Source organism: Paenibacillus marinisediminis, from assembly GCF_054343325.1.
Window position 1 is genome coordinate 63,569 of the sequence record NZ_JBTGUH010000002.1, and the last position, 18,403, is coordinate 81,971.

The window sequence follows — 18,403 nt, forward strand, 5'->3', positions numbered from 1 at the left end:
TCAGGTATTCGGGCTGACGGCAGCCTTTCCAATTCGATCGGCTTCGAGCAAAAGACTCGTTTCGTATACCCGGATGATGAGATTATAGAGAAGCCGTTCAACTGGGGGCAAATGCGGCGTCTGCTCGTCTATATGAAACCGTATAAACGACAGCTGCTGCCTGTGCTCATCCTGTTGATGGTGCTGGGTACACTGACTAAGCTCGCAGTACCATTTTTAACGAGTTATGCAATTGATTATGCGATTCAACCAGTAGATGCGCCGCCTAATCAGAAGCTTCTGTTCATCATAACAGGGACTGTGTTCGTCACGTATCTGATTCAATGGGCTACGAACACGTACCGAATCAAGTTCATGAACGTGATCGGACAGCGAATTATTTACGATCTGCGTTCCGACTTGTTTAAGCATATTCAAAAGCTGTCATTCGGTTTTTATGATAAGCGTCCAGCGGGCTCGGTGCTCGTACGGGTAACGAATGACGTCAACTCGCTGCAGGATCTATTTACAAACGGGGCAATCAACACTCTCGTCGATATTCTGCAGTTAACGGGTATCGTAATTATTCTGCTATTCCTGAACGCTAAATTGGCAATTGCAGTTATGATAACGGTTCCGATTATGTTCCTCGTTTCATCGAAGCTGCGTCGCCACATACGCAGATCATGGCAGGATGTACGGATCAAGCAATCGAGAATAAACTCGCACTTGAATGAAGCCATTCAAGGGATGCGTGTAACACAAGCTTATACGCAAGAAAAAGAAAATATGCAGTTTTTCGAGCATATGAACGGAATCAACAAAAAATCGTGGGATCGCGCTTCGATGTTAAACCAAACGTTTGGGCCGGTCATCGAGATTACAAGCGCAATCGGCGCGTTCATCCTATTTGTGTACGGTTCGCATCTAGTACAGACTCAAGCGATTACGGTTGGGATCCTGTTCGCATTCGCACAGTATATCGGGAACTTCTGGGAGCCAATCAACCGCTTAGGCAATATGTATTCGCAGATGCTCGTAGCAATGGCTTCATCCGAGCGGATATTCGAGTTCATGGATGAGAAGCCATCCGTCGATAACGATCCAAAAGATATGATGCTGCCGCCGATTAAAGGAAATGTTCATGTTGATAATGTATTGTTCGAATATGAGCCGGGTCGTCCTGCTTTGAATGGGGTATCATTGGAAGCGATAGCTGGTCAATCGATCGCCCTAGTTGGACACACGGGCTCAGGTAAGAGTACGATCATCAACCTGCTGTGCAGATTCTACGATCCTACTGAAGGCCGTGTTGTGATTGATGGCTTTGATATTAAAAATGTCCAGATGGATAGCCTTCGCTCTCAGATCGGTATCGTATTGCAGGATACGTTTATCTTCTCAGGAACGATTCGGGACAATATCCGCTTCGGTAAGCTTGACGCTACCGATGAAGAAGTGGAAGAGGCAGCGAAAGCTGTACATGCGCATGACTTCATCGTGAATATGCCTGATGGCTATGATACGGAAGTACAAGAGCGCGGTAATGTGCTCTCGATGGGACAGCGACAGCTTATTTCGTTTGCACGAGCGCTTCTTGCGAATCCGCGCATCCTGATTCTGGATGAAGCGACAGCCAGCATCGATACCGAAACAGAGCTGAAGATTCAAGAAGCGCTGAAGACATTGCTTCGCGGTCGGACTTCGTTCATTATCGCGCATCGCTTATCCACGATTCGCGGCTGCGACAATATTATCGTGCTCGATCATGGCCGTATCAAGGAACAGGGCAATCATGAGCAGCTGATGAAGAAGCAAGGCGTGTACTACGGGCTGGTAGCAGCTCAATACAAGTACATGTAAGATGAGTCCTGTCTTATGAAGTCATTATAAATTGAAAAAATTTACTAAAGAGCAGCAGCCTAGAGGGGAGTCCCTTAAGGCTGCTGTTTTTATAAATTCTTGGATGTTCATCTGATCTTATTTGCAATTAATTACTGAAATAGGTAATGTAATATTTATACGAGAAATGACCCGTTGGACAGGTTAACTCGATACAGAGGAGTGAAACGTTGATGAAACAACGATCTGCTTCATGGACTATCATTTATTTGCTCGGCATCGGCTCGACCTTGTTGCTTCTTGTAGGCTTTGGTCTAGGTGTTGCGGATATCGTATCTCCTGGTTCGGTTCCATTTACGGAGAAGCCTACAGTTCAAGCGCCGCCAGTTACACCTTCAACTGAACGGAATGAGCTGAACATCGTATCACTTGGTGATTCACTCACACGTGGAACTGGTGACGATACTGGCAGCGGCTATGTTCGCCGAACGGTGACTTTGCTGGAGCAGGAACAGGACAAGCCGGTCAAGCTTATCAATAACTTGGCTATAAACGGTCAGCGCGCGGATCAGCTAGCCAAGAGCTTAGACAAGGAAAGTACGGGCCATACGCTGAAGCAGGCCAATATCATTCTGCTTACGATTGGCGGCAATGATTTGTTTCAGAGCGCACTTCGTGGAAAGATGGGGCATGAGCAGCTGGATCTTAAGACATTGCAGACGAAAGCGATGGAAGGGTTATCATCTTTGGAGAGTGTCCTGTCGAAGATCCGTCAATGGAATCCGGATGCGTTAGTCGTTTATGTCGGGTTATACAATCCATTTTCAGATCTGGAAGAAATGCGTGAGATTGGCAATACCGTAGTTCAAGGCTGGAATGACGCAGCTGCGACCTTTATTAACAAGGATTCGAACATGATCTTAATTCCGACGCAGGACCTGTTTGAGTTTAATATTGAGACTTATTTATCATCAGACCACTTTCATCCGAATGGAGAAGGATATGAAGCGATTGCGACGAGAGTCGTGCAAAGTATTCCTCATTCTTGGTGAGCAGCTATAATAGGATCTCTAACAAATTCCGAATTAATTGGTAGGAGGGATCAGCATGACACTGCTGACACATTCCGAGCAGCATGATGCGGTGTTGGAACATGAAGTGGTATTGTCGGTTAAACATGTGAAGAAGCGCATCGGTCGAAAATGGATTATTCATGACGTTAATTTCGACGTTCGAGCTGGAGAAGTGTTCGGCTTTCTCGGGCCTAATGGTTCGGGCAAGACAACGACGATTCGTATGCTCGTGGATCTCATCAAACCGACAGAAGGCACAGTCGAGGTATGCGGATACAACGTGAACAAGCAACCGGAGAAGGCGCTTCGTTTTGTTGGCTCTATCGTTGAGAATCCGGAGATGTATAATTTTTTGACGGGGTGGGAAAATTTAGAGCATTTCGCACGCATGGTGCCTGGGATTGAATCGGATAGGCTGCATGAAGTTGTCGAGATTGTGGGAATGACGAAGCGCATTCATGATAAGGTTAAGACGTATTCACTAGGAATGCGTCAGCGTCTTGGTATTGCTCAAGCGCTGCTGGTAAAGCCTAAGCTGCTCATTTTAGACGAGCCTACCAATGGACTTGATCCTCTTGGCATCAAGGAACTCCGGGCATTCATTCGTAGTCTGGCTAACGAGGGCATGGCGGTGTTCGTTTCAAGTCATTTGTTAAGTGAGATACAATTAATGTGCGATAGGGTAGCTATTATTAGCAGCGGCAGTGTGCTGGCGGTAGACGATGTTAGCTCCTTGCTGACAGGGCGAAGCCAATATGTGATCTGGATAGCTAATCCGAGACAGAAAGCGAAAGAGATATTGGAAGCGAGCGGTCAGGTTAAGATCATGTCGCCAGAAGAACATGTGGTGGAAGATTCCGTATTATTAGGCTTGCCAGAGCATGTGCTTATCACAGAAACGGCAACGGAGCAGATTGCGTCTCTCAATCGGAAGCTGCTTGCCGCGGGTGTTGCAGTAGAAGGAATTCAGCGCGTCGTACCAACTTTGGAACAACTGTTTCTAGAGATGACGGAAGGGGGGCGTATCGAGTAATATGCTCGCATTGATCCGTAACGAAACGCTAAAAGTGTTGAAGAAGAAGCGATTCTATGTTATCCTTCTCATTCTAATCATTCTTATCCCTGTCTTCACCTATGCGCAGATGAAGACCGCCCAGAACAGCCGGGAGAAGTTCGATCAAGACTGGCGCCGTGAAATAACGCAGCAGATAACAGACTATCAGAATTCGCTCGGCAGCGATCGGATTCCGGAGGAATGGAAGAAGTACCGCCGTATCATGCTGCAGCAGCTGCAATACTATCTGGATCATGATGTCAATCCGAGTGAACCGAATGGCGTTACCTTTACGCGCGTCTTTATGGATAACTCAGCGACATTGTTTATACCGCTCTTAATTATGGCGATAGCAAGCGATATCGTCTCATCTGAGCGTTCAACCGGGACGATCAAGATGCTGCTGACTAGACCTGTAAGGCGATGGAAAATACTGATGAGCAAATGGATCGTGCTCATGCTGTTCTCAGGTATTATCGTGCTGGCAACAGCTGTACTGTCCTACCTTATTTCTGGGGCCGTATTTGGATATGGGGGATGGACTTTCCCGTTATTCACGGGGTTTGACGTATCCGGCTCTGATGTTAACATGGATACAGTTCATTCAGTGCCTTCCTGGCTCTATCTATTCATGCAGTGCGGCTTGATCTGGTTCTCCAGCATTGTTGTTGCGGCTTTAGGATTCATGGTGTCCGTACTCGTTAGAAGCACGGCGGCAAGCATCGTTACGATGATGGCAGCATTAATTGCCGGAACCATTCTATATAACATGGCTTCATCATGGCCAGCAGCAAAATATTTGTTTATGCTAAACCTGAAATTAACAGATTATTTAGCAGGTACTCCTACACCAGTTGAAGGAATGTCGCTTCTATTTTCACTTGGTGTATTAACGGTTTGGGGAGCAGTTGCATTGATAATTGCATTCCGTGTCTTTACGAAACAAGACATTTTGAATTAAAATAGACAAGAATGCGAAACATCTGTTTGCATTTCGACGGGAAAAACAGGTTTGATCCTGACTCCTGCTAGGATGCAGCAGATTTTCTTTTGCGCGGTTGTTTTGATAGGCCGCATTACTTGTACATTAAAAGGAGGAGCACGAATGGTCGATCAACTCGATTTGTTCGGACAGCTTCCGGAGCTTAATGGGAAGACAGAGTCAAGCGCTTCGGAATATGGCGCAGACGATATACAGGTACTCGAAGGACTTGTTGCAGTACGTAAACGGCCGGGTATGTATATCGGCAGCACAAGTTCATCGGGACTTCATCATTTAGTATGGGAAATTGTAGACAATGCGGTGGATGAGCATCTTGCCAAGTTCTGCTCGGTGATTGATGTGGTCGTACACAAGGATCAATCGGTAACGGTGCGCGACAACGGCCGGGGTATACCAACAGGCATACATAAGACAGGTGTTCCTACTCCGCAGGTCGTATACACGATTCTGCACGCAGGCGGTAAGTTCGGTGGTTCCGGTTATAAGAAATCCGGCGGCTTGCACGGTGTAGGCGCATCCGTTACGAATGCATTGTCCGAATGGCTGGAAGTAGAGATTTATCGTGAAGGCAAGATCCATCGTATGCGGTTCGAAACATGGACAGATCCAGATGGCAAGGAGCATGTCGGCGAACCTGTAACAGGTCTTGATATTATCGGCAATACAAGACAGACAGGCACCAAGGTAACGTTTAAGCCGGATGTCAAAGTGTTTCACGGCAATATTCATATTAATATTGATACGCTGTCTGAGCGCTTGCAAGAGATCGCGTTCTTGAATTCTGGACTGGAAGTTAATCTGGTAGATGAGCGTTCCGGTAAGAAAGAAACGTTCCGTTATGATGGCGGAGCAAGTGAATTTGTAGCTTATCTCAATGAAAGTAAGAATGTTTTGACGGATGTCGTTCATTTCTGTGCGGAGAAGGATGAGATCGAGGTAGAGGTTGCGCTGCAGTATAACGATGGTTATACAGAGACGATGGCTTCCTTCGTTAACTCCATTCCGACACGCGGTGGCGGAACACATGAAACGGGCTTTAAGACCGCATTTACTCGTGTTATGAATGAGTATGGCCGCAAGAATGGGCTCCTTAAAGAGAAAGACAAGAATATTGATGGTAATGATCTGCGTGAAGGCATGATGGTTGTCATCAACGTGAAGATGTCGGAAGTCGAGTTCGTTGGGCAGACGAAGGATCAGCTCGGAAGCGCAGGTGCACGCGGTGCCGTAGACGCGATTGTATCCGAACGGATGCAGATCTTCCTAGAAGAGAACCCGCAGGTTGGACAGCAGCTGATGAAGAAGGCGATTCAGGCTTCGAAGGCCCGCGAGGCAGCGCGCAAGGCGCGTGAAGAAGTGCGGAGCGGCAAGAAGCGAAGTGAGAGCTCTAACCTCGGCGGCAAGCTGACGCCTGCACAGTCGAAGGATGCAACACGCACTGAGCTGTTCATCGTGGAAGGGGATTCCGCGGGCGGCTCTGCGAAGCAAGGTCGCGACTCGAAGACACAAGCGATACTGCCTCTTAAGGGTAAGCCAATGAATCCGGAAAAGGCTAAGCTGGCTGATGTGCTTAAGAATGAGGAATATCGCGCTATCATTCACTCGATCGGAGCGGGTGTTGGTTCCGAATTTGAAGTCGATGAGAGCAATTACTCCAAGATTATTATTATGACCGACGCCGATACGGACGGAGCGCATATTCAGGTGCTGCTTCTGACGTTCTTCTATCGATATATGAAGCAGCTTATTGACGCTGGCCGTGTCTATATTGCACAGCCTCCGCTCTATAAGATTACACATAAGAAGGGCAAATTGGCGACCGTTCGCTATGCTTGGACTGATGAAGAGCTGAACAGTTACCTGAAGCAGTTCGGCAACCAGGCTGAACTTCAACGTTACAAGGGTCTCGGTGAGATGAATCCAGATCAGCTATGGGAAACGACGATGGACCCTGAAACACGCACCTTGCTCCAAGTTCAGATCGAAGATGCCGCGAAGGCTGAGCGCCGCGTATCTACGCTGATGGGTGACAAGGTGGAGCCGCGTAAGCGTTGGATAGTCGATAACGTTGATTTCACGGAGTTTGTTGAATAGAAAGGTGATAACGAATGAGCGTTTCGGAACAGTTTAAGCCTACTTACCTAGAAGAAGTAGTGGGAGATCGGTTCGGAAGGTATTCGAAATATATAATTCAAGACCGCGCTATCCCAGATGTAAGAGACGGATTGAAGCCTGTACAGCGCCGTATATTGTATGCGATGCACAACTCGGGCAACACGCCGGACAAGCCTTACCGCAAGTCTGCGAAGACAGTCGGTGACGTTATGGGTAACTATCATCCTCATGGCGACGCCTCCATTTATGACGGTATGGTTCGTATGGCACAACCTTGGAAGATGGGACATGTCCTTGTTGATGGACACGGCAACTGGGGATCGCATGATGATGATCCAGCTGCAGCGATGCGTTATACAGAAGCCAGATTATCCTCGATCGCGATGGAGCTGCTGCGTGACATCGAGAAGGAAACCGTACAGTTTCGCCCGAACTTCGATAATACGGATGAAGAGCCTTCTGTATTGCCTTCACGCTTTCCTAATCTGCTCGTCAATGGCGTCAGCGGTATATCTTCAGGCTTCGCGACCGAGATTCCTTCACATAACCTGCGTGAGGTAATTGATGCCTGTATCGCGCTCATCGATAAGCCGGATATGGATCTTGACGAGGTTATGCGCTTCGTTAAAGGTCCTGACTTCCCAACTGGTGGCATTATCATGGGTGAGGATGGTATCCGTGATGCTTATCGTACGGGTAAGGGGCGAATCTATGTACGTTCGAAGACCGAGATTGAAGATCTGCGCGGCGGAAGACAGCAGATCGTAATTACGGAAATCCCTTACCAAATTGTGAAATCCCGACTTGTTACAGCGATGGAAAATATCCGTCTGGAGAAGAAGGTAGACGGTATTGCCGAAGTTCGCGATGAGAGCGGCCGCGAAGGCTTGCGTATCGTCGTTGAATTGAAGAAGGAAGCTGATGCGCAAGGTATACTGAACTATTTGCTGAAGAAGACGGATCTTCAGATCACGTATAACTTCAATATGGTCGCGATCGTGAACAAAGCGCCAATGCAGCTTGGCATTATCCCGATTATGCAGGCGTACATTGCTCATCAGCGCGAGGTTGTGTCTGCGCGAACACGATACGATCTCAAGCGCGCAGAAGATCGTGGACACGTGCTGGAAGGCTTAGTCAAAGCGCTGGATATTCTGGACGAGGTCATTGCGACGATTAAAGCGTCGAAGAATCGTCAAGATGCTCAACAGAATTTGATGAACAAGTTCGGATTCACGGAACGGCAAGCAGATGCGATATTAACTCTCCAATTGTACCGTTTAACGAATCTGGAGCTGCATGCGCTTGAGAAGGAACTGAATGATATCCGCAAGAAGATAGCGGATCTTCGCAATATATTGGAGAATGAACGCAAGCTTCTACAAGTGATCAAGAAGGAACTGACAGATATCAAAGATCGATATGGCATTGATCGTCGTTCTGTCGTTCAAGGTGAAGTTGAAGAACTGAAGGTGAATCTCGAGGTTATCGTGAACTCGGAAGACGTCATCTTGACCATTTCTAATGATGGCTATGTGAAGCGGACGAGCATACTGTCCTTTACTCGCTCGGGCGGTGAATGGAACAGCTCAGGCGTTAAGGAAGGGGATTATATACGCCATGTGTTTGAAGTGAACACATTGGATCGACTCCTTATCTTCACTCAGCGAGGCCAATACTTCTCGCTGCCTGTCCATTTAGTGCCTGAATTTAAGTGGAAAGACACAGGAACTGCGATCGTTAATGTCATTCCATTTGCCAAGGAAGACCGAATCGTCTCCGCTATTCCGGTCAAGTCATATGACGACGAACAAGCATCACTCTTATTTGTTACGAAACGCGGACAAGTGAAACGTACGATGCTGAAAGAGTATGAGACGAATCGAACAGGAGCAATTGCCGCTTGTAAGGTATCGGATCATGATGAGATCATTGCAGTCATCTCGTCCGATAATAAGAAAGAGCTGTTTCTCGTGTCAGAGCAGGGAATGGCGATTCGATTCCCTGAATCGGAGGTCAATCCGATGGGCCGCGCCGCTGGAGGTGTGCGCGGCATGCAGTTGAAGGATGATGACGGCTTAGTCTCCGCTATCCTCGTTACTGGTGATGAAGGAGAAGTTACAGTCATCTCCGATATTGGCTACGGGAAGAGATCTCTGCTGCTGGATTATACTCCGCAAGGCAGAGGAGGCAAAGGTGTGCAGACATTCGAATTCAAGGAAGGTAAGCGTGTGAAGCCGAACGGCTCGAAGCTGATCGGCGCCTTCCATAGTAAAGAAGCGTTTGTGATTACCTTGTTGTCAAGCTTGAACAAAGCTCATGAAGTGATTACAGAGCATGCTCCGTTAATGGATCGCAAATCGATAGGCAAGCTTCTCGTTACACTGGAGAAGGATGAAATAATTGAAGAAGCATTCTTGCTTCATCATCAGCAGGCTCCATTATAATAGGCAGCTTTCAACGCATTAATCAAATGGCTTATGAGGATGGTCGGATGTATCGCTCAGCCTCAAGAGGATGTCCAATAAGACCCACAATGGAACGGGCTCATTCAGCTGCTCGACCCATTGCGGGTCTTTTGCGATTCCTCTTTCAAATGCACGCTGAAATATCTCTTGTTTCCATACCTCCATGATTTCCAACTCCCTTCAGATGTTCGCTAACCGGTACAAATGCCTATGCCATATCGTATGACGTATAGCTGTCCGACGTGCTGAATGTATCGTTCTCATATCCAATACGTAACAACTAAAAATTTCATAGGGTGAATGATCGGACAGCTTGTGGTATAATTTAGATGATTTTGAAGAATCGAGTTTTGGATGGGGAGGTCAACGATGAGCGCCATTGAATTTGCGAAATTGTGGTCAAAACTTTCGAAGGATTACAAGAGCATGATGGATGAGGCTTTAGCGCCAAGTTTGACTGAAAGCCAGCTTATTGTATTAGAGCGGATTGCTATATACGATCGTGTGAAGCCATCGGACTTGCTTCAGCATCTGGAGACGACACCTGCTGCTGTAACGACTTTGCTGGATCGCATGGAGAAGAATGCTTTAATTGTGAGAGAGCGTGATCAAACGGATCGTCGAATTGTGTGGGTGAGTCTAACATCCTTCGGACAACAAGAAATGAGCCGAGGGATATCAATTCGGGAATCTTATTGGAATGATACCCTGAATCGAATCTCGGCTCATAATCAACAACTGCTAATTTTGCTTCTTTCCAAGTTAACGAATACGAAGCCAACACCTGTTAGTGCTGGCACAGCGGCTTCGTCAACAGCTTCCGCTAATCGTTAAACTATCAAATAAACGAGTAAATATTATGGCGTAGCCTTTAATACTGGGATTTCAGACATGGAGTATACATGTTTGTCGGTCTTCTGCAACATGTTTGCCATCATGTTGAGCTGTGAGGCTGACCAGCGGTCGGTGTCCTGATTCATAACCTCATTTGCAAGCGGAATGATCTCATACTTATAATTGCCATTGCTGCGCGTACGGTTAACCCATGTAGGCGTAATTACTGCTTCATCTAACGATATGTTTCCCTCTTGATCTTTCTGAATTGTCACTTGGAACATACTGCCGATATCTGTGTTGTCTCCGCGTTGATTAGAAATGAAATTACCTAATGAATACATAATGATAGCATCTTTCGTACTTCCGTCATCAGTTGTAACATGTACTCGTTCATATGGCTGCAGGACATGAGGATGTGATCCGAATATGATGTCAGCGCCTCCTGCGGCCAAGCTTCGTGCCAATCGTTTCTGCTCTTTACTCGGCAGGGGTTCGTATTCATTTCCAAAATGAAGAGCCACCGCCACTACCTCTGCTCCAGCTTTCCTCAGCTGCTTAATATCTGCGAGCATCTTCTCCTCATCAATCAGATCCACCATGTAGGGTTGATCCTTGGGCAACGGAATTCCATTCGTGCCATACGTATAAGCCAACACTCCGAGCTTAATGTTATTCTTCTCTACGATTGTCGGCTGCATGGAATCCCACAGGGAAGCGTACGTACCGCGAGTAACGAGTTCACGTTCTTTCAGTACCTTCAGCGTCTGCTCCACGCCTTTTGCCCTGCGATCGAGAGCATGGTTGTTGGCATTCGTCACGATGTCAAAGCCAGCCGACTTTAATGCGTCTGCAAGCTCTGGTGGAGCATTGAACATCGGATACCCCGTATAAACCTTCTCACCGCCCAGCAGCGGTGTTTCTAGATTGCACCATGCTAGATCCGCTTTCTCGATGTAAGGCTTAACAGATGTAAAATAGGACGTGAAATCGTATTTTCCTGTTCGCTCATCTAGGTAAGCGGGGAACTGCGGACTATGCATCATAATGTCGCCTACAGCCAGTATCGAAAGTGATGTTGGTTCTACGGTTTCAGGTGGTGCGCTTGGTATACTGGGTGAACTTGTTTGGGCAGGAGGAGTGTTCTGTTCCAGATTGTCAGTCAAGGAATGCTCTGAACTGGCTGTCGATTCAGCACTCGGCAATTGTTGTAGGGGAGTGGCGCCGGAGTCCGGATAGCTGCTGCACGCTGTCATCAGAACAAGTACGAGGACACATGCGGCGAGGAATGCTCCTCGCCTACCGAACCTTGAAGTCATAATAAAGGTCATCCTTTTCTTCTTTATTCTTTTTTCAAGTTGCATTTGTGTCTAGAGCTACATCTAGTGTGTTTGAAACCATTTCTTAACGTCCCATTTCGTCCAAGGCTCCTGAGATGGGGGCATACAGGTGAACGCCATCTGTTCTTTAGTCGTTGGATGGGGAAATGACAGATAAGTTGACCATAGAGCTATTTGCTGCCCAGGAACATTCTGATCTGCACCGTATTTTTGATCTCCGTACAAGGGACAGCCGATTGTCTTCATCTGAACACGGATCTGATGCGGTCTGCCTGTATGCAGCTGAATCTGTACTAATGAATATTCACCGTCAGTCGCGAGAACTTGATAATCAAGTCTTGCTTCTTTCGCTCCAGGAGTGGAGGGCGAAACTGCCTTCACCGTATTAGTGCGTTCATCTTTCAGCAGATGATGCTTAAGCGAGCCGAATCTGGAGGGCAGTTGTCCGTGTACGACACAAACATATCGCTTATCCAGCTCATGGCGACGAACCGTATCTGATAATCGCGAAGCAGCCTTAGATGTCTTGGCAAATACCATTGCGCCTCCAACGGGACGATCCAAGCGATGTACCAATCCGAGATATACATTACCTGGCTTGTTGTATCTGACCTTGATATCTTCCTTCAGCAAAGTGAGCATATCGACATCTTGTGTTGCATCCGCTTGGGACAATATGTTGACCGGCTTCTCTACAACAAGCACATGATTATCCTCGTATAGAATCGGAATGTCAGGTACTGCCGTTGATCGCATATTTATGCCTCCCAACGACCAAGTATTCCACAAGGAAGCGGCATTCCAGAAGCAGTGACTGGCAAGCCGATCTCACCTGATGTAATCTTGCCTCCGTATCTCTTGGACATTGTCATGTGGAAGAGGTTGTTGAGAACAGAAGGGGATAGACCCGTCGTATAAGAGTTAATTAGCATAAACAAAGGTTTGTCCGACATAATGGTCATGCAGGATTCCAAGAATGGATACAAGCTTTGTTCCAGCTTCCAGGTTTCACCGCCTGTTCCTCGGCCGTAGGATGGGGGATCCATGATGATCGCATCATACTTGTTGCCCCGGCGCTGCTCTCGTTGAACAAACTTAAACACATCGTCTGTTATGAAGCGTACAGGACGATCAGCAAGACCAGAGAGTTGAAGATTTTCCTTCGCCCATTGCACCATTCCTTTTGCGGCGTCAACGTGGCATACTTCCGCACCAGCAGATGCACAGGCTACAGATGCGCCGCCTGTGTAGGCAAACAGATTCAATACTTTAATCGGGCGGTTAGCTGACTCGATCTTATCCATCATCCACGCCCAGTTTACTGCTTGTTCTGGAAACAGACCTGTATGTTTAAAGTTGGTTGGGCGAATATGAAACTTTAAATTCCGATAGCCGATTGTCCATCTATCAGGTATCGACTTCTTCATATCCCATTCACCGCCGCCAGATGAGCTGCGATGATAATGTCCATGAACTTGCGTCCATTGCTTCGTTTCTTGTGCCTTCGGCCAAATGATCTGAGGATCCGGGCGACGCAGGATGATATCACCCCAACGTTCCAATTTTTCACCGTTGCCAGTGTCTAATACTTCGAAATCTTTCCAGTCTTGCGCCATGTACATGAATGTCGTCTTCCTTCCTTTTTTAAGCAAAAAATCCTACCCTATATTGTACTACAAAATGAAATCTTAAGCCATAAATGGCATAATGACCGTTTATGCCAGAAACTTATAGCCCACACCTCGAACGGTAACGATATATCGTGGATTGGTCGGGTCGGGTTCAATCTTTTTTCTTAGGTTGCTGATATGTACCATTAACGTGCGAGTATCTCCGAAGCTGTCTGAATTCCATACATGCTGAAATAAATGCTCTAGGCGAAACACAGTGTTAGGGAAGGCTGCCATATAGGAAAGTAGATCGAATTCTTTAGAGGAAAGGCTGATGAGGCGTCCACCTACGGAAACCGTGCGATTGTTCAGATCCATCTCGAATCCGGAATGTCGAATGAGATGGTGGTATAGAGGAGTGGACGAATGAATCATCACCCGGCGAAGAAGAGCATTAACGCGAGCAATCAGTTGGTTCTGGCTGAACGGCTTTGTTAAATAATCGTCCCCGTCAATCGTAAGACCGAATACAATATCACGATCTTCATCCTTGCTGCTAATGAACATTATTGGTACATAAGAGGTTTTGCGAATCTCCTTGCATACTTCATATCCGTTAAGCTCTGGAAGAATGGCATCCAATATGATGAGATCAGGATGAAGCTCATTGGCTAATTGCAGAGCCCCATATCCATTATCCGCAGTATAGACGATGTACCCAGAACGCTCCAGAAGCAAAGTGAGTGACTCTCTAGCCTCGAAATCATGATCTACCACTAGTAATTTATACGCGGCCATTGCTTATCGACACCTCCAATATCCTATTATAGCGAAGGGTTGCATATATTAACAGTAATTGTAATATACAATGTAATATTTGTTGAATTCATGCGAACCAATAATGCATGTCATGTTTGTAATGGCTGTATACAAAAAAAAGCATACTTCCACCATGAAGGTGAGAAGTATGCTGATGTTATAAATATGTGTAAGGGCCAGATGATAAATAGCAGCATCAACGACAATCTGCTTCTGGCATAGAAATAATAGCAATCTTAGCTATTATATGTGGACCGACGACTGCTGCCGAATCAGTTGTGAACAACCGTGCAGCTTTCAACCTGTTCGAAAGTAATGCGCTTAGTACAGAGAAAGGGCGAGTGTATCGTTTTCGCGTTTCGTGTGCAATATGGCCTCAGAGCCAACAATCTCAATACTGATCAACGTATCCAGACAAGTCTTAATTGCTCGTTTACCGGAAGTGAATTTTCGATTCAAAGCATCCTTCAGCAAGGAAAAAGTGTTTTTATGTGAAACCGTGGTGCAGAATACAGGAATTTTACGATTTTGAAATTCAATATATACAGTCTTCATTATTTTCAGCCTCCTAAAAAATATGATTCTATTTGTACTGATATAATCATAAACGAACAACATTAAATTAAGCTTAAAAACAAAATACAATGTTGTTACAATTTATGGCGAAAATCAAATATTCATAGATTAGAGGCGATATTTACGGCTGCGCATACCGCAAATAACGAATAAAAAAGGCTGCACCGGTATAAGTTGTGTACTCGGTTGCAGCCATTGGTTATAAGTGAACTGTACAACCTAAGACTTCAACAAGTGATAGCTTGTACATCAAATGAGTCTAATTGTGAACTTCCGCCCACATCTCATCATCTACATGCAATTGGATCTGAGATCGGAACACTCGCTGACCGTACGTATTATAAATGTACTGCTCTAGCGCTTCCAGCATATTGGATTCCAGCAGGGTTTGATGCTGTCCATGAACCCATACTTGAGCTGAATATCCATCTTCTTCATCCCAGTTTAGTTCAACTTCTACGTCGGAGGGTTGTACTTGTCTTCGCATCGCCATATGCAAGCATATAGCATTAACGAATTCATCCATCGAGATTGTTAAACTCATCCATTCCACCGTCCGGTTGTATTAGCAGGCTTCTTGCGATTACGAATCTTGCGGAACAGAACCATAACCACCATAACGAGAGCCGCAATAGCTAACATGTTGATCATAAGTCCAATAATACTTCCGATTATCCCCATACTTCCTAACCCGCCGAACAGCATTCCTGCCAAACCACCGACCATCATACCTTTCATGAAGCTCTTTCCGGTGCTAGGCTTCTTCGTTGTAGCGGTAGTCGTGTTGTTAGGTTTCTTGGTTGAGCTGTTAGTGCTATTATTATGGTTCGAGCTCTTGTTCATATTGGAAGACTTATTAGGTGTAGAATTGTACTTCTTCACTCCAGAACTATAACCACCGCGCTTAGCGGCATCAACAGACGTTGGAGCGGTAACGCTGAATACGAGTGCAATGGCCAAAAAGACCGATAAAAACTTGCGCATATGCTGCCTCCTCTAGAAGAATAAAATGATTTATACTGTCTATACGTAATTATCTTTAATAGGTTCCTAAAAAATCAGGATCTTGTTAAAATAATCATAGACGAAATGCAATCATTGGAAGAATTAAGCAATCAACGGTGCATGTGAAATACTGAGCCACAATGCTTGAGGAGGATTGAAATGTATTCGAATGAATATATACAATATCTGATCGAATTTCATGTGACTCGAGATTGGTTCGAATGTCATGAAATAATGGAAGAAGTATGGAAAAACGAGCAAGATCCTGAGATGAAACCAACCTGGCATATGCTCGTTAAATTGGCAGTCGGTCAATACCATGAGCGCAGAGGTAATCGAATAGGTGCGGCTAAACTCTACTCTGGATTCATGAGTGAAGCAGACCGAATTCGATGGGATCAACTAGGCATCGATCGCGAGAAGCTGTGCAATATGGTTGCAGAACGCCTAAATCAGCTGCAAGACTCTAATTGGGAAGAGAATAGAAGAGAGTTTGTCTCGATGAATCTTCCCATCATTGATGATGAGTTAGTGAAGGCTTGTGAAAAAGGTTGTGAAACTAGAGAGTTGAAGTGGAAATATCTGAACTCACATGTGAGTGAAGGGATATTGCATCGTCATCGACTTCGAGATCGGACAGAAGTGATCGCGGCGAGAGAGCTTGCAAAGCGGAATAGGCAAGGTATGAAATAAAAACAGCTGCCCTGTATAGTGCAGCTGTTTTCGATCAGAATCTATTCTTCGCAGTCCTCCAGCATCTGGACAACCCATTGGCACCATTCTACCTGGACATTAGCAAGCGATAGCGCTTTGTTCAATAAGATATAGTCGCCAAAATGGACAGACTTCACACGGCGCTCATTTTCTGGAATTCGAGACAATAAGCTCTCATAATAGGCGATCTTGGTTTCCAGCTGTTTCTTTCTGGTCAGAAATAAAGGAATGACGACGTTGACTCCAGTCATCCATATGCAATGCGCCTTCAAGCTGAGTTCATCGCGTGTAGCTTGCTCAGCAGGTGGTTCTTCGAGCCAGTCTAGAACAGCTTGCCGACCGACATCAGTGAGAGAGTATACTTTCTTGTCAGGCTTGTCTCGTTGCTCGATACGTACAAATTGCACATAGCCTTCACGTTCAAGCTTGGCAAGGAGAGGATAGATCTGGCTGTGCTTTGCCTGCCAGAATGGTTGAATTCGCAGCATGAGATCGTATCCCGAGTATGATTCTCGGGCTAATAACCCTAATAGGCCATAGGATAATGTGTTTAACATAAAAAGCCTCCTCATCACAAAGCTAAAGTGAATACTTGTCCAATGAAGAACACGGCAACGATGATCTCATTGCTGATAGAAACTTGAATTCGGATAAACTAAAATGGTATCTGTAATTTTTGAACCATTTTCTTTAGAATAGAGATAATATGCATATGAAGTCAACTGGGAATCTCGCATTTGAGCGTATCTTTTTTTAGAATACCGTTTCACCCTAGTCAAGGGTGTATATTTCTAAATAGCTCGATATAGCTCTAGATTACAGAATGTGAGAAATCTTAACTATGGCTTCCAATTGGAGAGTGAGTATACGAGATGAATCAAGCGTCGATCAATCTTAATAAGGACATTCCTGTAATTATATTGGCTGGATTTCTTGGCAGCGGCAAGACTACATTCTTGCAGCAGGCTGTACAAAGATGTCTTGAAGCGGGCCAGACACCGGCCGTCATTATGAACGAAGTAGGCGATGTTAATCTGGACGGTCAGCTGCTGCCTGATAAAGTCGCGATGGAAGAATTGCTAAGCGGGTGCATATGCTGTTCGATTCGCGACGATTTTGGTGTGAAGTTATATGAACTGGTATCTACGCAATCGCCAGACGTCATCATCGTCGAATGTACAGGTATCGCAGAGCCAATGGAATTAGTGGACACATTGACAGAAGTATCGCTCTACGCGCCTGTGCAGCTAACCCATATCATTACAATAGTGGACACCGCTCATATGGCTGAGCATGTATTCCTTGAAGAGGGATCAACTCGTTCGAAGAAGCTGGAGCGTCTATTGCGTGAACAGGTCAGAGCGGCTAATCTGCTGGTGCTCAATAAATGTGATCTGATATCATCTGCTGATGCGGCGCGTGTTGAATGCCATCTGCAGGAGTGGAACAGCAGGGCGCATGTGCATCGGACAAGCCACGCTGAGATTCCGCTTGAAACATGGGAACAATGCTTACTCTGCTCGATTGAGCGAGGAGGTACGGGGGATGTGAGCGAGACCCTATTAGCGATGCCTAATGACAAGCACATTCACGATCACAGCCAACATGTACATGCTTCTCATGCACATGTTACGGTGTGGACTCATCCCATTGAGCGGCCTGTGGACAGTTTGCGCTTTGAAGAATGGTTGATGGCTCTTCCACAGGAAGTATATCGAGCTAAAGGGATCGTTAGATTCACGGATACCTCGAAGCGTTACATGTTCCAATATGCATACCGGGCGACGCAATTTATCCCGATTCAACCTCAGGGAGACATCGAAGATGTGCTCGTTCTTATCGGTGAGCAGATGGATGCTCGTGTGATGAAAGAAACCTTTGACAAGGTGTATGATAATGACTCGAAGTAAGTGAAATGTATGAATAAAGCCCTCTGACTCAACTAGGTCAGAGGGCTTTATTCATGCGGAT

General features: G+C 45.9%; 18 protein-coding genes. 9 read left to right on the forward strand and 9 right to left on the reverse strand.

The window, feature by feature from the left end; translation table 11 throughout:
• Positions 1-6 precede the first annotated feature (6 nt).
• From ACXX53_RS06150 to parC, 6 genes are all read left to right on the forward strand, one after another.
• The gene (locus tag ACXX53_RS06150; RefSeq protein ID WP_458568357.1) at positions 7-1,842 is read left to right on the forward strand and encodes an ABC transporter ATP-binding protein; all 1,836 of its coding nucleotides are present in this window, start codon (positions 7-9) and stop codon (positions 1,840-1,842) included.
• Between the two features lie 212 nt (positions 1,843-2,054).
• Positions 2,055-2,873 carry a GDSL-type esterase/lipase family protein gene (locus tag ACXX53_RS06155; RefSeq protein WP_458567752.1) on the forward strand — a complete coding sequence of 273 codons (819 nt, stop codon included), beginning with the start codon at positions 2,055-2,057 and terminating at the stop codon, positions 2,871-2,873.
• Between the two features lie 55 nt (positions 2,874-2,928).
• The gene (locus tag ACXX53_RS06160; protein WP_458567753.1) at positions 2,929-3,927 is read left to right on the forward strand and encodes an ABC transporter ATP-binding protein; all 999 of its coding nucleotides are present in this window, start codon (positions 2,929-2,931) and stop codon (positions 3,925-3,927) included.
• A gap of 1 nt (position 3,928) precedes the next feature.
• A complete protein-coding gene (locus ACXX53_RS06165) occupies positions 3,929-4,909 on the forward strand; it encodes an ABC transporter permease (RefSeq protein ID WP_458567754.1) in 981 nt (326 codons plus the stop codon).
• A gap of 144 nt (positions 4,910-5,053) precedes the next feature.
• Complete coding sequence (gene parE / locus ACXX53_RS06170; RefSeq protein WP_458567755.1) at positions 5,054-7,045, forward strand: DNA topoisomerase IV subunit B; 1,992 nt, start codon at positions 5,054-5,056, stop codon at positions 7,043-7,045.
• Positions 7,046-7,059: 14 nt separating this feature from the next.
• Positions 7,060-9,513: a DNA topoisomerase IV subunit A gene (parC, locus tag ACXX53_RS06175; RefSeq protein WP_458567756.1), complete on the forward strand. Its 2,454-nt coding sequence runs from the start codon at positions 7,060-7,062 to the stop codon at positions 9,511-9,513.
• Positions 9,514-9,531: 18 nt separating this feature from the next.
• On the opposite strand, the gene ACXX53_RS06180 is transcribed toward parC, so the two are convergent.
• The gene (locus tag ACXX53_RS06180; protein WP_458567757.1) at positions 9,532-9,699 is read right to left on the reverse strand and encodes a hypothetical protein; all 168 of its coding nucleotides are present in this window, start codon (positions 9,697-9,699) and stop codon (positions 9,532-9,534) included.
• A 204-nt stretch (positions 9,700-9,903) separates the two neighbouring features.
• Between ACXX53_RS06180 and ACXX53_RS06185 the strand changes: the two genes are divergently transcribed.
• Positions 9,904-10,368: a MarR family winged helix-turn-helix transcriptional regulator gene (locus ACXX53_RS06185; RefSeq protein ID WP_458567758.1), complete on the forward strand. Its 465-nt coding sequence runs from the start codon at positions 9,904-9,906 to the stop codon at positions 10,366-10,368.
• Between the two features lie 23 nt (positions 10,369-10,391).
• Here ACXX53_RS06185 and ACXX53_RS06190 read toward each other — a convergent pair whose 3' ends face one another.
• The 7 genes from ACXX53_RS06190 to ACXX53_RS06220 form a co-directional block, all read right to left on the reverse strand.
• Positions 10,392-11,687 carry a CapA family protein gene (locus ACXX53_RS06190; protein ID WP_458567759.1) on the reverse strand — a complete coding sequence of 432 codons (1,296 nt, stop codon included), beginning with the start codon at positions 11,685-11,687 and terminating at the stop codon, positions 10,392-10,394.
• Positions 11,688-11,750: 63 nt separating this feature from the next.
• Positions 11,751-12,464: an RluA family pseudouridine synthase gene (locus tag ACXX53_RS06195; RefSeq protein WP_458567760.1), complete on the reverse strand. Its 714-nt coding sequence runs from the start codon at positions 12,462-12,464 to the stop codon at positions 11,751-11,753.
• A 2-nt stretch (positions 12,465-12,466) separates the two neighbouring features.
• Positions 12,467-13,330, reverse strand: a complete 864-nt coding sequence (locus tag ACXX53_RS06200; RefSeq protein ID WP_458567761.1) for a class I SAM-dependent methyltransferase — start codon at positions 13,328-13,330, stop codon at positions 12,467-12,469.
• A 93-nt stretch (positions 13,331-13,423) separates the two neighbouring features.
• The gene (locus tag ACXX53_RS06205; protein ID WP_458567762.1) at positions 13,424-14,116 is read right to left on the reverse strand and encodes a response regulator transcription factor; all 693 of its coding nucleotides are present in this window, start codon (positions 14,114-14,116) and stop codon (positions 13,424-13,426) included.
• A 342-nt stretch (positions 14,117-14,458) separates the two neighbouring features.
• Positions 14,459-14,692 carry a 3-dehydroquinate dehydratase gene (locus ACXX53_RS06210; protein WP_458567763.1) on the reverse strand — a complete coding sequence of 78 codons (234 nt, stop codon included), beginning with the start codon at positions 14,690-14,692 and terminating at the stop codon, positions 14,459-14,461.
• A gap of 280 nt (positions 14,693-14,972) precedes the next feature.
• Positions 14,973-15,257 carry a YxcD family protein gene (locus ACXX53_RS06215; protein ID WP_458567764.1) on the reverse strand — a complete coding sequence of 95 codons (285 nt, stop codon included), beginning with the start codon at positions 15,255-15,257 and terminating at the stop codon, positions 14,973-14,975.
• On the reverse strand, positions 15,254-15,697 hold the full coding sequence (locus tag ACXX53_RS06220) for a hypothetical protein (protein WP_458567765.1): 444 nt from the start codon (positions 15,695-15,697) through the stop codon (positions 15,254-15,256). Before ACXX53_RS06220 ends, ACXX53_RS06215 begins: the two co-directional genes overlap by 4 nt.
• Positions 15,698-15,877: 180 nt before the next feature.
• On the opposite strand from ACXX53_RS06220, the gene ACXX53_RS06225 reads away from it, so the two are divergent.
• Positions 15,878-16,411, forward strand: coding sequence for a DUF309 domain-containing protein (locus ACXX53_RS06225; RefSeq protein ID WP_458567766.1), 534 nt, complete (start codon positions 15,878-15,880; stop codon positions 16,409-16,411).
• Between the two features lie 41 nt (positions 16,412-16,452).
• On the opposite strand, the gene ACXX53_RS06230 is transcribed toward ACXX53_RS06225, so the two are convergent.
• On the reverse strand, positions 16,453-16,989 hold the full coding sequence (locus ACXX53_RS06230) for a PadR family transcriptional regulator (protein WP_458567767.1): 537 nt from the start codon (positions 16,987-16,989) through the stop codon (positions 16,453-16,455).
• Positions 16,990-17,304: 315 nt separating this feature from the next.
• Between ACXX53_RS06230 and ACXX53_RS06235 the strand changes: the two genes are divergently transcribed.
• Positions 17,305-18,342, forward strand: coding sequence for a CobW family GTP-binding protein (locus ACXX53_RS06235; protein ID WP_458567768.1), 1,038 nt, complete (start codon positions 17,305-17,307; stop codon positions 18,340-18,342).
• Positions 18,343-18,403: the final 61 nt, after the last annotated feature.

Coding starts and splice junctions, on each gene's coding strand:
- ACXX53_RS06155 (WP_458567752.1), top strand. CDS start 2,055: ATGAAACAACGATCTGCTTCATGGACTATCATTTATTTGCTCGGCATC.
- ACXX53_RS06160 (WP_458567753.1), top strand. CDS start 2,929: ATGACACTGCTGACACATTCCGAGCAGCATGATGCGGTGTTGGAACAT.
- ACXX53_RS06165 (WP_458567754.1), top strand. CDS start 3,929: ATGCTCGCATTGATCCGTAACGAAACGCTAAAAGTGTTGAAGAAGAAG.
- parE (WP_458567755.1), top strand. CDS start 5,054: ATGGTCGATCAACTCGATTTGTTCGGACAGCTTCCGGAGCTTAATGGG.
- parC (WP_458567756.1), top strand. CDS start 7,060: ATGAGCGTTTCGGAACAGTTTAAGCCTACTTACCTAGAAGAAGTAGTG.
- ACXX53_RS06180 (WP_458567757.1), bottom strand. CDS start 9,699: ATGGAGGTATGGAAACAAGAGATATTTCAGCGTGCATTTGAAAGAGGA.
- ACXX53_RS06185 (WP_458567758.1), top strand. CDS start 9,904: ATGAGCGCCATTGAATTTGCGAAATTGTGGTCAAAACTTTCGAAGGAT.
- ACXX53_RS06190 (WP_458567759.1), bottom strand. CDS start 11,687: ATGACTTCAAGGTTCGGTAGGCGAGGAGCATTCCTCGCCGCATGTGTC.
- ACXX53_RS06195 (WP_458567760.1), bottom strand. CDS start 12,464: ATGCGATCAACGGCAGTACCTGACATTCCGATTCTATACGAGGATAAT.
- ACXX53_RS06200 (WP_458567761.1), bottom strand. CDS start 13,330: ATGTACATGGCGCAAGACTGGAAAGATTTCGAAGTATTAGACACTGGC.
- ACXX53_RS06205 (WP_458567762.1), bottom strand. CDS start 14,116: ATGGCCGCGTATAAATTACTAGTGGTAGATCATGATTTCGAGGCTAGA.
- ACXX53_RS06210 (WP_458567763.1), bottom strand. CDS start 14,692: ATGAAGACTGTATATATTGAATTTCAAAATCGTAAAATTCCTGTATTC.
- ACXX53_RS06215 (WP_458567764.1), bottom strand. CDS start 15,257: ATGAGTTTAACAATCTCGATGGATGAATTCGTTAATGCTATATGCTTG.
- ACXX53_RS06220 (WP_458567765.1), bottom strand. CDS start 15,697: ATGCGCAAGTTTTTATCGGTCTTTTTGGCCATTGCACTCGTATTCAGC.
- ACXX53_RS06225 (WP_458567766.1), top strand. CDS start 15,878: ATGTATTCGAATGAATATATACAATATCTGATCGAATTTCATGTGACT.
- ACXX53_RS06230 (WP_458567767.1), bottom strand. CDS start 16,989: ATGTTAAACACATTATCCTATGGCCTATTAGGGTTATTAGCCCGAGAA.
- ACXX53_RS06235 (WP_458567768.1), top strand. CDS start 17,305: ATGAATCAAGCGTCGATCAATCTTAATAAGGACATTCCTGTAATTATA.